Raw genomic sequence first — 14,793 nt, 5'->3', positions numbered from 1 at the left:
ATTCACTTGAAACTTTAGAGGTTGTAGTGACCAAAAAAATTCACAAAAATCCGCTGTAGTGGGGTTTTATGGTTTTTTATCGAAAGATGGGTTAACACTAATTATTATCCCTTCTTCCTTCCATTCCTCCCATTCCTCCCATTTGAGGTTGGTTATCTCGGGCGGTTGGGTGAGAGCTTTACTTATTTGTAAGATACTGGTAAGTTCTTCTGGGTATGCGGAGTTGATGTTTATGGTTTGAGTTATCGGTTTTTAGGAAAGAGAGATTACCGCGTAGCTTCGCTCCTCGCAAGGACAGAAAAAGAGAAAGCTTGCAAGGACAGAGGGATGAGACGGGTCGGATGAATCCGACCCCTACGTTCCCCCTCACCCTAACCCTCTCCCTCCAGGGATGACAGAAAACATGACCTATTTGGCCTCTTTATTTAATAAATCCTGAAGGGCACGGATGGCTAAAATATAACTATGGTAGCCAAAGCCAGCAATCTGGCCTATGCAGACAGGGGCAGTTACTGATTTTCCCCGAAAATCTTCTCGGGAAAATATATTAGAAAGATGAACTTCAATTACTGGAATAGAACAGTCTCTAAGAGCATCGGCAATGGCATAGCTGTAATGAGTGTAAGCTGCTGGATTAATAATTAAACCATTTACTTCCGAAGAGAGCTGGTGAATAAATTCTATAATCTCTCCCTCGAAATTGGACTGTTTTATAATTAGTTCAACATCTTCCTTCTCAATAAATAATTTAATTTTACGGTTTATTTCGTTTAAAGTTAAGCTGCCATAAATCTTTTGATCTCTTTTCCCGAGCATATCCAAATTTGGTCCATTGATTATTCCTATTTTTAACATAATACCCACTCCTTTTTAAATTCTTCTAAAGCTTTTATTACTTCTTCTTTGGTTATATCATCAACCAGAGTAACTTTACCGAGAGTTTCTGGTAAAATAAATCTCATTTTGCCCTGAATATTTTTCTTATCTAAAGTTAGTGTTTCACAGAGATGATTAAGGTCTAATTCTCTAATATCTGTATTTATGGATTCCTGCTTTCGCCTGTCTGCGTGCACTGCACCGGCAGGCAGGAATGACAAAATATGTTTAATCTGTTCTTCAAGGACTTCTGAACATATCCCTCTATGATGGGCAATTTTAGTCTCGATTAACATTCCTAAAGCTACTGCCTCTCCATGACTTAAGCCTTGATATCCTGCCTCTACTTCCAGGGCATGACCAATACTGTGCCCGAAATTCAGTATCTTACGTAATCCTCTTTCCCAAGGATCTTTTAAAACTATATCCACTTTTAAAGAAACAGCTTCCTTCACTAATTCATCTAAAAGATATATATTTTTGTTTATGAATTGAGCAATATTTTTTTCTAACCATCTAAAGAGAGAAGGAGAACTAATCACTGCTATTTTTATAGCCTCCACCATTCCGTTATTTATATCTCTCTCTGATAAGGTCTGCAAAACTTCAGGATCAATATAAACTGCCTGGGGCTGATAGAAACTTCCCATTATGTTTTTAGCTAAAGGATGGTCAACCGCCACCTTTCCCCCAATACTGCTATCTACCTGGGCTAAAAGAGTAGTAGGAATATGTACTAAAGGTAGACCTCTCATATAAGTAGCCGCTACAAATCCAGTTAAATCTCCTATTACTCCTCCTCCTAAAGCTATCAGGGTAGTAGTTCGGTCTACCTTTCTTTTTAATAATTCATCATAAAGATAATTAGCAGTAATCAGAGATTTATATTTCTCGCCATCAGGTACTTCTATAGAATCAGGATTATATCCGCCCTTTTTCAGAACGGATAACAATTTAGCTCCATATAGGCCGTTTACCAAAGGATTAGTAATTACAATGACCTTTTTATTCTCTATGGTTCTGCTTAAATATTCAGTTAAACTACTGAGAATTCCTTTTTTAATATAAATCTGATATTCTTTATCTTCTATAATTTTTACTTTAATCTCTTTCATTTATTCACCTTTCCACTTTTAAAAGTTCAATTATTTTATCTACGACTTCCTGAACGCTAAGATCAGAAGTATCAATCTTCCAAGGGAAACTATCATATATTCTCTCTCTCTTTCCTAATAGATGAGTAATCTTATTTAAAATATTATTCCCTTTTAGGAGCGGCCGATTATTCTTTTTCTTTAAGCGATTATAAAGAGCCTGGGGATTAGCATGAAGACAAATTATTTGTCCTTCCTGGTTTAATATTCTGGTATTATCCAAATTAAGGAAGGTTCCTCCACCTGTAGCAATAACCATATTTTCTTTCTGAGCTAATTCTTGGACTAATTTATTTTCTTGTTCTCGGAAATATTTTTCTCCATATCTAACAAAGATATCCGCTATACTCATCTCCTGGCGTTCTTCGATTAGCTGGTCCATATCTATAAATTTCATTCCCAACTTGCTTGCCAATTCTATAGCCACCACCGTCTTGCCAGTTCCCATAAATCCGGTAATAATAATATTTTTCTTCATAGCTCTTGAAGTCTATCCCTATAGTTTTTATAATTCTCTTTAATTTCCACTAAAGAATCGCCACCAAATTTTTCCAGAAAAGCAGTGGCTATTTCCCAGGCTGCTACCTCCTCTCCTACTACGCATGCCGCAGGTACTACACATATATCAGACCTTTGATAGGTTGCTTTAGTCTCCCTTTTAGTGGCAAAATCAATGGAACAAAGAGGATTAATTAAAGTAGGAATGGGTTTAAGGTAAGCTCTGATTATTACCTCTTCTCCATTAGTTACTCCACCTTCTAAGCCACCTGCCCGATTACTTTTGCGGAAATATCGAGAAGAATTATTTTTTAGTTCTTCTTGAACAAAGATTTCATCATGAACCGCTGAACCTTTTTTCTTGGAGGCTTCTATTCCTTCTCCTATTTCTACTGCTTTTACACTCGGTATGCTCATCAGAGCTGAAGCCAAGCGAGCATCCAGACGCCTATCCCATTGAACATAACTTCCCAAACCAATAGGAACACCAGAAATTATCACCTCAAATATTCCTCCTAAAGTATCCCCTTTTTCTCTAGCACGATCAATCTCTCTACACATCCCTAAGGAAGCTATTCCATCCAGGCAAAATACGGGGGATTCATTAATCTCAGCTTTAACCTCTGGATTAAAAGAAGTAATTCTATGGGCTTTAACCGGTCCAATCCTTAGGACATCACTATAAGTATTGATGTTAAATTCTTCTAAGAGAATGCCGGCAACCGAACCTATAGCTACTCTCATGGCGGTTTGTCGAGCACTAGCCCTTTCTAAAACTTTCCTCAGATCTTTAAATCCATATTTTATAGCACCAGCAAAATCGGCATGTCCTGGTCGGGGAATAGTCAGAGGAGGATATTCTTTCTCTGACCAATTCTCCCAGTCTTTATTTTTTATCATCAGGATAAGGGGGCTTCCGATAGTCTTACCTTCTCTTAAGCCAGATAATATTTCTACCTGGTCTTGTTCAATCTTCATTCTCTCTCCTCTACCATATCCCCCCTGGCGTCTTTTCAAATTAAAATTGATTTTTTCTTCATCTATAGAAAGACCAGCTGGTAACCCTTCTATTATACCGATTAAACATCTTCCATGAGATTCTCCGGCATCAAGAAATCTTAACATTTTTATCTTTTTTCTCCTTTCTTTTCAGCTTCCTGGCAATCTTTAGTAATTCGTTCAATCATTTCTACTTCTTCTTTCCCCTCTAATTTAATACCAGTCCAGAGATAAAAACTTTCTAGGCCTTGATAAATTAACATCGGTAAACCATTAATTATTTTTGCTCCTGCCTTCTCTGCTTGTTTTAGAAAAAGAGTCTTAGAGGGATGATAAATAAGGTCATAAACCAAGAGGTCGGGATAAAATAATCCTTCCTCTGGCAAAGGAGTTATATCCATTTGAGGTGACATTCCTAAAGGAGTAGTATTAACTAAAAGATGAGACTGCTGTATTTTATCTTTTAACTCCTCCTTTTTTAAATTAAATATCTGAATATCGCTTTGGGGAAAGAAGGAATAAAAATCTTGTTTAATTTTTTCAGCTTTTTCTATCGTCCGATTAAAGATATATACTTCTTTTATTCCTTCCTCCAAAAGAGAATAAATTACTGCCCGAGCAGCTCCTCCTGCTCCCAAGATGACTGCCTTCTCTCCTTTGATGGTGAATTTTCCATTTTTTTGCAGACTTTTCTTAAAACCAATTAGATCAGTATTATAACCAGTTAAAATTCCTTTATGATGGACAATAGTATTTACTGCTCCCACTCGTCGAGCAGTTTCTTCTACTTGATCTAAAAATTCAACTACCCTTTCTTTGTAAGGAAAGGTAATATTTACACCTTTTATATTCAGGGTTCTTATACCTTGAATGGCTCTCTCTAAATCAGCCTCTCTTATTTTAAAGGGGAGATAGCAAAAGTTTAAAGAATATTTACTCAACATTCGGTTATGCATAAATGGGGATAAGCTATTTTCTACATTTTTGCCCATTATTCCGATTATTTTAGTCTTTCCATTAATTTCTTTTTTCATTTACACCCCCACCCTTTTTTGTAGGGGGCGGATTTATCCGCCCCGGAAATTTCACGGGTTTGATAAATCAAACCCCTACACTATTAATAATAAAAATCGTGAGTCTAAGATTTTTATTCTTAAAAGCTGATTAATTTTTGCAGAGTATTTTCAAATCCCGGAAAGGATATATCTATACACTCTGAATTTTTTATCACCGTTTTGCCTTCCGCTAATAAAGCGGCAATTGCTAAAGACATCGCAATTCGATGATCATGGTAACTTTCACAAGCTGCACCTTGCAATTTAGAAGGTCCCACTACTATAAAACCATCTTCTTTTTCCTTAATATTTGCTCCCATCTTCTTTAATTCGCTGACTATAGCTTTTAGGCGATCAGTCTCTTTTACTCTTAACTCTTTTGCCCCACTTACTATTGTTTTACCCTCAGCTTGGGTGGCTACTAATGCAATTAAGGGTAATTCATCAATTAAGAAAGGTACTTCTTCTGGCATAATTTCTATTCCTTTTAACTCTGAATATTCTATCTCTAAATCAGCCCGAGGTTCATTCGATTTTAGCTGATAATTTAAAATATTAATTTTTGCCCCCATCCTTTTTAGGATCTTAATTATACCGGTCCGTGTAGGATTAACTCCTACCTGGCTAATTACAATCTGAGAGCTTTTTAACATACTGGCCGCTGCTATAAAATAAGCAGCAGAGGAAATATCACCGGGGATAAAAAGGTCAGTACCTTTTAAATATTTCCCCCCAATTATGATAATTTCCTGATGAGAAATCATTATATCTGCTTCCATCAGGCTTAACATTCTCTCGGTATGATCCCTGGTAAGTAGAGGTTCTTTAATAATCGTCTCACCAGCAGCATAAAGGCCAGCTAAAAGAAGGGCAGATTTAACCTGAGCACTGGCTACCGGTAAAGTATATTGGAGGGGATTGAGTAAACTCCCTTTAATACTTAAAGGAGCCAACTGACCATCTTCTCTCCCCCATATATCTGCTCCCATTAAGCGAAGAGGTTGGACTACTCTTTTCATAGGTCTCTTTCTAATTGAATGGTCACCATTTAAGACCGAATAAAAATTTTGGCCACTAAGTAAGCCAGCTAAAAGGCGGATGGTGGTTCCCGAATTTCCCACCTCGAGCATATCTTTTGGTTCTTGTAATCCATATAATCCTTTACCTTTTATCTTAATAAAATTATCTTCACCTAATTCTATTTCTGCCCCTAAAGACTGCATACACTCCAAGGTTTGAAGACAATCTAAGGAATTTAAAAAATTATATATTCGAGTTTCCCCTTGGGCAATAGACCCTAAAATCAGGGAGCGATGAGAGATCGATTTATCTCCTGGAACAGATATATTTCCTTTTAATTGGTTAATTTTTTCTATCACCAGTTCCATCTAATTTTTAATCCTTTCTAATTCATTCTCCAGAGATGAACCAAATTCTCGGCCTACCGCCTGAATTATCGGTCTAAGTTCTTTCATTAATTGAGCAAAAGTATCCAGTTGTAAACTTTGAGCACCGTCGCTAAGTGAACTTTTGGGGTCTGGGTGGACCTCGATAATTAAGCCATCTGCTCCAGCAGCTATTGCTGCTTTAGCCATCGGACTTACCAATCTCCACCTGCCCGTAGCATGACTGGGATCTACTATGATGGGTAAATGACTTAATCTTTTAATTGCAGGAATAGCGCTTAAATCTAAGGTATTACGGGTGTAATTTTCAAAAGTGCGTATTCCTCTTTCACATAATATCACTTCATAATTTCCTTCCGATAAAATATATTCTGCTGATAATAAAAATTCTTCTATAGTAGCTGACATTCCTCTTTTTAATAATATCGGCTTTTTAGTTTTACCTAATTCTGTTAACAATACAAAATTTTGCATATTACGAGCACCTACTTGAAATATATCAGTATATTTAGCAATTAAATCTATCTGATTTACGGACATCACTTCGGTTACTACTGCTAAACCGTTCTCTTTTCCCGCCTGAGCCAATAATTTTAAACCTTCTTCTCCTAATCCCTGAAAACTATAAGGAGAAGTCCTGGGTTTAAAAGCTCCCCCCCGTAATATTTTTGCACCTGAGGCTTTCACTTGATGAGCCGTCTCAAATATTTGCTGTTCGTTTTCTACCACACAAGGTCCTGCCATTACTATTACTTCTTTCCCTCCAATAATTATATCTTTTACTTTAATGGTAGTATCAAAATCCTTAAATTCTCTACTGGCTAATTTATAAGGTTTTAAAATTCGAATAATTTCTTCCACGCCGTTATAGGCATAAAAAGGAACAGAAACTAAATTTTCTACATTGCCGATCACTCCTAAAATAATTCTTTTTTCTCCTTGAGAGATATGCACCTCGTGTCCCAATTCTTTTAATTTATTTATTACTTTTTCTACATCAGAATGGTCAGTTTTACCATTCATCACAATAATCACTTAAATTCACCCTCCTTTTGATCTGAAGTTTCTTTAATTAAATCTTTTCTTAATATTTTTGCTCCCCTTAAATAGCAGTGTTTTATTTCTAATTGGGTTTTTTGGCAATTTATCTGAATTAATATACGAATACATCTGGACAAACTTCCCGGCACATCTATCTCTTGCATATCAAAAAGGGGGACTTTATTCCAATTTAATTCACGCGCTGCTTGAGCCGGAAAGGCATTATTTAAATCCGGGGTAACACTAAAAAAAACACTTACGATATCTTCCATCTTAAAATCGTTTTCTTTTTTTAAAGTAGTTAACAATTGTTTGGTCTTTTCTATAATTTCTTCTTTGCTATTTTTATCAACAGTTATAGCTCCTCTTATTCCTCTTACCAGCATACTCTCACCTCTTTTTTCTTGTCAGGGGACGGTCCTTTGACACGATTTGTTATTGCCACGCCCTAATAAATCAGGGCTCGCGATGATATTTACATTCTTTACGGGCTCGATAAATCGAGCCCCTACACTTTTTAACCATAACCTATTATAAAATAAAAAAAGGTCATAGCAATTTAAAAAACCTATGACCTTTATATATAAAGATATAAAGATGTCATAGGCATTAAACCGGGGCCTATGCCTGTGACATCTTATTTTAGACTTTTAAGATGTTATGGCATAAACATCGGCGGTAAAATAATAATAATTAAATGAATTTGCTAATTTAAATTCGTTTCCCTGGATAGTCATCTTATTTACTCCTTAGCATTTTTTAAAATATTAGCATACCATTTCATTTCTGTCAAATATTAAAATATAGTATCAAGTATATAGTATTAAGTATCGAGTTAAGAAAAGGAAAGAAAAGATAGTTAAAGTTTACACTAACATTCGTATTTAGGAACAGCAGCTTTTCTTAATCGCTCCATTATAGCCAGGCCTAAGCCCTGCTCTTCTAATCCTTCAGCAATAATAATCTCAAATCCTTCTTGATCAAAACTCCTTAAAATAGAGAAAAGATTGGTGGCACAAGTTTTTAATTCATTGCCTTTACCTATAACTTTAACTTTAAATCCATTATACTGGTCCTTATTTTCTTCTTTAGCCATTATCCCTACTTTAAATCCCTGCCCCTTATATTCAAAAGCTATTTGGAGAACTTTGCTTGCTTGAGTTTCCCCTTTTTCTTCTACTAAAATTAATTTAGCTCGAGGAGAATAATGACTGTTTAACCTTCCAGGAGAACGAAAACCCATCTCCAATTCCTCTCCTATTTTTACCTCGCCAATTACTTTTTTTAATTGCTCCACTGATATCCCCCCTGCTCGCAACACCTGAGCAGGGCTAACAGTTATATCCAGGACGGTAGATTCCACCCCTACTTTAGTCTTACCTCCATCAATAATCATTTCTATTTTATCATTTAAATCCTCAGCTACATGTTGGGCAGTAGTAGGACTGGTTCTTCCAAAAAGATTGGCACTGGGAGCTACTATAGGAGTTTTAGCTTCCCTAATTAAACTCAAGGCAATATTATCATCCGGCATCCTTATGGCTACTGTATCAAGATCAGCAGTAATGATATTTGAAACTAACTCAGATTTTTTAAGAACTAAGGTAAGGGGACCTGGCCAAAACATTTTAGCTAATTCTAAAGCTACCGGGGGAACCTGCTTAGATAATCTATACAATTCTTTTAGATCAGCGATATGAACAATTAAAGGATCATTAAATGGTCTTTCTTTAGCCTTAAAAATTTTAGCAACCGCCTTCTCATTGAGAGCGTCTGCCCCTAATCCATAGACTGTCTCAGTAGGAAAAGCTACCAAATTACCTCTTTTTATTTCCTCTGCCGCTATTTTAATTTTAGCTAAATCTATTCTTTGGGAATTTATTTTTAAAATTATAGTTTTCATTAGCCTTTATTTTAAAATTTTTAATATCTTATACCTTAACATCCCAATGGGGACTTCAATCTCTATTTCTTCTCCCTCTTGGTAACCTAAGAAAGCCTGCCCCAAAGGAGAATTTATAGATATTTTATGTTGATTGAAATCTATTTGATCATCCGGTACAAAGATATACTCTAATTTTTTTCCAGAATCTAAATTTTTCAGTTTTAAAGTTGTTCCAATACCAATTCCTTCTGAATTAGAATCTTCTTTCACTACTTTAACCCGGCTTAACTTTTGTTTTAATCTTACAATATTTATTTCATTCATACGTTGAGCTTCTAAGGCTATACTATATTCTGCATTCTCAGTGATATCTCCGTATTCTAAAGCCTGGCTAATTTCGTTTTGTATCTCTTTCCTCTTTATTTCTTCAAAATACTTTATCTCTTCTTTCAAATTCTTCAGGCCTTCTTTAGTTAAAAATATCTCTTGGTTGTTCATATTTTTTTAATTTCCTTTTATAATTTCTACTAAGATTATTAAAAAAGCAGGTAGTCCCTGCTCATCTTAAGATTAAATTATTAGTTTAAAAAATGGTGGCGCAAGGGGGAATTGAACCCCCGTTTGCTGATTGAGAGCCAGCTGAACTAACCACTATTCTATTGCGCCGAAACCAATTTACCAATTATCCAATTTGCCAATTTACTTAATTATTTTACATCTTTATGGACAGACACAAGTTCAGCCCCTGTCTGTTTTATATACTGTTTCTACTCGATGCAATTTATTATTGCATTTTTTGTTTTCTTTACTTTTTTAACCAGCTAACTAAGTAACTAGCTAACTAATAAAAAATGGCTGAGGGAGGTGGGCTCGAACCACCGTTCCCAGATCCAGAGTCTGGTGTCTTACCACTGGACGATCCCTCAATTTTATTATTTTTTAGTCTCCGCTACTTTTAGTTTTTCTATAGCTTCTTCTAAACGTTGAATAGTCTTTTCCTGACCTAAAACTACTATTAATTCAAATAACCCCGGACCTATTTTTTTACCGGTCAAAGCAACTCGGATAGGATGAATAATTTTACCACCCTTTATTTGTAAGGAAGAAGCAATTTCTCTCACTATATCTTCAATGCTTTTTTCGTCCCAACATTTAAGGACAGAAAGCTCTTCCTTTAACGCTTTAAGAATATCTGAGATACCTTCTTTATTTAATACACTTTGAAATGCCTGTGGTTCAATATCTATTTTATCTACAAAAAAATAATCCGCATAATCAATGAATTGAGAAAAATTCTTGAACCTCCCTTGCATTAATTTTATAATTTCTTTCAGCCATTCAAGTTTTACTGGGGAAAGATTTTCCTCTTTAATATAATTGGCTTCTTTAAGAAAGGGAATAACCATTTTAACCAATGAATCAACTGACCTCTTCTTTAAATATTCGCTGTTAAACCAATTAAGTTTGTCTATACTAAAAACAGCAGCGTGCTTAGAAATTTTATCTAAAGAAAATTCTTTAACCAATTCTTCCAAGGAGAATATCTCTCTTTCATCACCAGAAGACCAGCCTAAATGAGCAATATAATTTACTACTGCTTCCGGAATATAACCAATTTCTTTATATTCCATAACTGAAGTAGCCCCATGACGTTTACTTAATCTAGTATGGTCTGAACCCATAATCATCGGTAGATGAGCAAATTTTGGCAGGTTAAATCCTAAAGCTTCGTATATTAATATCTGTTTAGGGGTATTAGAAATATGGTCATCTCCCCTGATTACATTAGATATATCCATTAAAGCATCATCAATAACTACCGCAAAATTGTAAGTAGGAATTCCATCTGATTTTACAATTACAAAATCACTTAATAGTTCACCTTCGAAATTTACTTCACCTCTTAATAAATCATTAAATACTATTTTTTTAGCAGGAATTTTAAGTCTTATTACTGGCTTTCTCCCTTCTTCTTCATATCTCCTTTTCTCCTCTTCACTAATATTTAAACAATGTCTATCATACCGCAAAGGTTTGTCTTCTTTTATTTGTTTTTGCCTGCTTTCAGTTAATTCTTCTTTAGTGCAATAACAATAATAGGCTTTTTTATTTTTTAATAATTTTTCAGCATATTTCTGATAAAGAGGTAATCGCTGCATCTGATAATAAGGACCATATTTCCCTTCTTTTCCTGGGCCCTCATCCCAATCTAAACCTAACCATTTCATGCCTTCCAATATTACGTTTACTGCTGCTTCGGTAGATCTTACTTGGTCAGTGTCTTCGATACGTAAAATAAAAGTTCCTTGATAGTGTCTGGCATAAAGCCAATTAAATAACGCAGTTCGTGCCCCGCCAATATGCAAATTGCCAGTTGGACTAGGAGCAAATCTGACTCGAATTTTCTCATTTTCCATTTTTCCTACACCTTAATTAGTCATTAGTCGATAGTATTTAGTATATAGTTAAGAGGCGTATTGCAATACGCCTCTACTTTCTAAAATTTATACAACAGCAGTATATTCCGACTACGAGCTATGATTTTTCCAATAAACAAAGTCCCTTAATATACTATCGTTAAAAAGAAACAACATTATTATAATATAAAAATTATGATAACACAATTTAAAGTTTTATTTAACCAATTCGGATACCGGTACTATTTCTATACCTGCTCTAATCAATTCAGGAATCATCCTCTTTAATAAGTAAAAAGTATTTATACGATCATGACCAATAGCAATAGCCTCTCCTTCTCTTAAGGCTATTTTTTGAACCTCTAACATCTGCCCTTTAATATATTCCATATCATTCTCATTATCTAAGAAGACCGATCTTTTTGCAGTCTTAACTCCCATTTCTTCTGCAACCTGGTAAGCAATAGAATTCTTACTAGTCATACTATCTATGAAAAATAAATTATATCTTTTAATCTCTTCTAAAATTATCTTCATTATTCCTCTATCTTCTGTGATCTTTGAACCCATATGATTATTCAGGCCCAATACATAAGGAAAATTAAATATACATTCTCTAACATATTGCCTGATTTCTTCTTCTGACATATATGATTTAATTGCCTTTGGTCCAGGGTCTACAGAAGAATTATTCGGTTCCATAGGTAAATGTAACATAATTTCTTTATTATTTTTTTTACCCTCTTCAGCAATATATTTAGAATATTTAAGAAAAGGTAGTATAGATAAAGTTATGGGAAATTCCAATTCCAGTATTTTTTTTGCAATCTCTGTTTCATATCCTAAATCATCTATTATAAAGGCTACTTTAGGAGAAAAAGATACTTCATCCTCTGAAGAGATTAAATCATTAACTATAGAACCTACATATTGTTCACTATCATAAATAGTTTCCTCTGGGTGGTTTGTTTCAGGTTTTTTTTCATTATTAGTAATTAAGGCAGCATCTTTAGTATTTTGAGGTTTGTTTTCTTCTGGGAAAGATCTATTTAATAAATGGGAAATTTCAAAGGCTGCTACTAAGATAATTACTAAGGTTATAATATTTATAATTAACTGATGATTTTGTTTCAAAATAAAAAATCCTTTCTTAAATATAACTTCAAAAATAATAACGAAAAACTATATTATGAACTTTCTTATTTTTGTTATTCTATTCTACGCGATACGATTCTATTTCTTAGGGATTGTAAACCTTTGATAGGGATAAATTAAATCTGGATTCTTTATTTTATCTTTATTCGCTTCAAAAATTATTATCCATCCTTCGCTATGAATATAAAATTTTTCAGCAATTTTCCAGAGGGAATCTCCCTTTTTTACTTCATAATATTCTGGTTTACTCTTTTCTAAAACCTCTGCTAAAATAGTTTCTTCTTTACTTTTCTTTTCTAATAATTCTATCGCCTTGTTTAATTGTACATCTTCTTCACTATCTTCTGCTGCTTCTATTAATATATCCGGTTCAATCCCGATATGATTTATAGATCGTTCATTAGGAGTAAAATATTCAGAGGTAGTAATAACCACTCCTGAACCATCACTCAAATTAAAGACTTGCTGAACCACGCCTTTACCAAAGGTCTTTTCGCCTAATAATTTCCCTCTTTTAGAATCCTGAATTGCTCCAGACACAATTTCAGATGCACTTGCACTTCCTTCATTAACCAGCACAATTAAGGGCCATGGGGGATATTGATTTCCTTTGGATGGTATAGTAACTTTTACTCCCTCTCTGTCTTTAATATGAACAATCGGTCCTTCTTTTATAAATTCGCTAGCTACCTCAATTGCACTATCTAAAAGCCCCCCTGGATTATTACGCAAATCGAGTATAATTCTCTGTATATTACTATCTTTTTTAAACCCATTCAAAACCTCTTCTAATTCTGGCTTAGTATTTACATTAAAGGTAGTAATTCTTATATAGCCAATATTATTTTCCTCACCCATTATCTTTTCTTTTACCGCTTGCACCTCTATAATGTCTCGTATTATATTAAATTTTAAAATTTCCTCTACCTTTTCTCTTTTAATTCCTATGGTAACTTCAGTACCTTTTTCTCCCCTTAAAATATTAACTGCATCATCTAATTCCATTCCTTCTGTTGATTTTCCATCTATTTCTACTATCTTATCTCCAGCCTTTATTCCTGCCTTGTAGGCTGGAGTATCTTCAATAGGAGAAATTATAATTATCTGATCATCTTTTACAGAGATTATCACCCCTAATCCGCCAAAATATCCTAAAAACATATCTTCCTGTTCCCTTTTAAAGGCTTGAGGATCCATATAACGGGTATAAGGGTCATCAAGGGCTTTAAGCATACCTTTAATAGCCCCCTGGACTATTTTATTTATATCCAGGTCTTTCTCTACATATTCACTTCTTACCAGGTTTAAAGTTTCGAAAAAAGGTTCTATATGGTTAAATAAAACCTCCTTATTATTTTCCTCTGCTTTATTGACCTTATAAAACAAAAAACCACTTATGATAAAAACTACTACAAAAATCGAAATTAAAGTAATTATTTTCTTTCTTTTTATCAAATTATTCACCACCGAATCTTAAAAATATTTATATTTACAACCAATCCATAGGGTCAGTAGGTTTACCTTCTACTCTAACCTCAAAATGCAACCTGGGAGAAGGAACTCCACCACTATCACCTACATTACCTATAATTTGATCCTTTTTTACTTTACTTCCAAGCGCTATTAAAATTTTAGAAAGATGAGCATATAGAGTAGTAACTCTACCTCCATGATCAATAATTATTATCTGTCCGTAACCCTTTATCGATCCAGCATAAATTACCTCCCCTGAACCAGACGCATGAACTACCTCTCCTAAAGGGGCACTAATATCAATCCCCGAATTAAAAGTGTAAGTATTAAAATCAGTATTTTTTTGTCTTCCATATTGAGAAATTATTTCTCCCTGGATAGGTAAGCTTAGAATTCCTTTTTTAGGTTTTAGAGTAATTACTAAACTTTCTTTGAGGGGAGTTTTTTGAGAGGCCTCTTTCTGTTCCTTATAAACTCTTTCAATTATATTTTTTATATCTAGAGAAGATTGTTCTAATTCTTTCAAGGACTTTAAATATGCTTCTTTTTGAGAATCTATTTTATGAATTATAGATTTTTTGGATTCAATGGAAAATTGGATATTTTCTCTCTCTTTTTCCACTTCTTTTTTTAATAAACTTAATATTTCTTCTCTATTTTCCAAGCTCATTTTTTTATCATTTGTTTTTTTTATCTGCTGGCGAATATCATTGATAATTTGAACATCAAACGATAAAATTTTTTTTACATATCTATAACGAGTAATAAAATCAGAAAAGCTTTGACTGGTAAATAGAATTACTAAAAAATCAACTCTATGGTATTTATATATTT

The 14,793-nt window shown here is 34.1% G+C and carries 14 protein-coding genes and 2 tRNA genes; all 16 read right to left on the bottom strand.

What is annotated here, in order from left to right:
- Window positions 1–408: 408 nt before the first annotated feature.
- Window positions 409–855 (bottom strand): type II 3-dehydroquinate dehydratase, encoded by a 447-nt coding sequence (gene aroQ, locus COZ07_RS08800; protein ID WP_406608193.1) that lies wholly within the window; start codon window positions 853–855, stop codon window positions 409–411.
- Window positions 849–1,991, bottom strand: a complete 1,143-nt coding sequence (aroB, locus tag COZ07_RS08795) for a 3-dehydroquinate synthase (RefSeq protein WP_406608192.1) — start codon at window positions 1,989–1,991, stop codon at window positions 849–851. Before aroB ends, aroQ begins: the two co-directional genes overlap by 7 nt.
- A 4-nt stretch (window positions 1,992–1,995) precedes the next feature.
- A complete protein-coding gene (locus COZ07_RS08790; protein WP_406608191.1) occupies window positions 1,996–2,508 on the bottom strand; it encodes a shikimate kinase in 513 nt (170 codons plus the stop codon).
- Window positions 2,505–3,653 (bottom strand): chorismate synthase, encoded by a 1,149-nt coding sequence (gene aroC, locus COZ07_RS08785; protein ID WP_406608190.1) that lies wholly within the window; start codon window positions 3,651–3,653, stop codon window positions 2,505–2,507. Before aroC ends, COZ07_RS08790 begins: the two co-directional genes overlap by 4 nt.
- Before the next feature lie 2 nt (window positions 3,654–3,655).
- Window positions 3,656–4,561: a shikimate dehydrogenase gene (locus COZ07_RS08780; RefSeq protein WP_406608189.1), complete on the bottom strand. Its 906-nt coding sequence runs from the start codon at window positions 4,559–4,561 to the stop codon at window positions 3,656–3,658.
- A 119-nt stretch (window positions 4,562–4,680) separates the two neighbouring features.
- Window positions 4,681–5,970, bottom strand: coding sequence for a 3-phosphoshikimate 1-carboxyvinyltransferase (gene aroA / locus COZ07_RS08775; protein WP_406608188.1), 1,290 nt, complete (start codon window positions 5,968–5,970; stop codon window positions 4,681–4,683).
- The gene (gene aroF, locus COZ07_RS08770; RefSeq protein WP_406608187.1) at window positions 5,971–7,023 is read right to left on the bottom strand and encodes a 3-deoxy-7-phosphoheptulonate synthase; all 1,053 of its coding nucleotides are present in this window, start codon (window positions 7,021–7,023) and stop codon (window positions 5,971–5,973) included.
- On the bottom strand, window positions 7,020–7,415 hold the full coding sequence (gene aroH, locus COZ07_RS08765; protein ID WP_406608186.1) for a chorismate mutase: 396 nt from the start codon (window positions 7,413–7,415) through the stop codon (window positions 7,020–7,022). The genes aroF and aroH overlap by 4 nt, the downstream gene beginning before the upstream one ends.
- A 485-nt stretch (window positions 7,416–7,900) precedes the next feature.
- Window positions 7,901–8,932, bottom strand: a complete 1,032-nt coding sequence (locus COZ07_RS08760; RefSeq protein ID WP_406608185.1) for an L-threonylcarbamoyladenylate synthase — start codon at window positions 8,930–8,932, stop codon at window positions 7,901–7,903.
- 6 nt (window positions 8,933–8,938) lie between these two features.
- Window positions 8,939–9,412 (bottom strand): transcription elongation factor GreA, encoded by a 474-nt coding sequence (locus COZ07_RS08755; protein ID WP_406608184.1) that lies wholly within the window; start codon window positions 9,410–9,412, stop codon window positions 8,939–8,941.
- A 93-nt stretch (window positions 9,413–9,505) separates the two neighbouring features.
- Window positions 9,506–9,580 (bottom strand) — tRNA-Glu (locus COZ07_RS08750).
- Between the two features lie 186 nt (window positions 9,581–9,766).
- Window positions 9,767–9,840, bottom strand: a tRNA-Gln gene (locus tag COZ07_RS08745).
- A 6-nt stretch (window positions 9,841–9,846) separates the two neighbouring features.
- Window positions 9,847–11,331, bottom strand: a complete 1,485-nt coding sequence (gene gltX / locus COZ07_RS08740) for a glutamate--tRNA ligase (RefSeq protein WP_406608183.1) — start codon at window positions 11,329–11,331, stop codon at window positions 9,847–9,849.
- A 216-nt stretch (window positions 11,332–11,547) separates the two neighbouring features.
- A complete protein-coding gene (locus tag COZ07_RS08735; protein ID WP_406608182.1) occupies window positions 11,548–12,465 on the bottom strand; it encodes a divergent polysaccharide deacetylase family protein in 918 nt (305 codons plus the stop codon).
- A gap of 99 nt (window positions 12,466–12,564) precedes the next feature.
- Window positions 12,565–13,941: a S41 family peptidase gene (locus COZ07_RS08730; RefSeq protein ID WP_406608181.1), complete on the bottom strand. Its 1,377-nt coding sequence runs from the start codon at window positions 13,939–13,941 to the stop codon at window positions 12,565–12,567.
- Window positions 13,942–13,975: 34 nt separating this feature from the next.
- Window positions 13,976–14,793, bottom strand: an 818-nt coding sequence (locus COZ07_RS08725) for a murein hydrolase activator EnvC (RefSeq protein ID WP_406608180.1), incomplete at its 5' end; no start/stop codon positions are given.

Source organism: Candidatus Infernicultor aquiphilus, assembly GCF_002784285.1.
GTDB classification, from domain to species: domain Bacteria; phylum Atribacterota; class Phoenicimicrobiia; order Phoenicimicrobiales; family Phoenicimicrobiaceae; genus Infernicultor; species Infernicultor aquiphilus.
The sequence above is the reverse complement of the archived record's forward strand: the minus strand, read 5'-3'. Positions and strand labels throughout refer to the sequence as shown.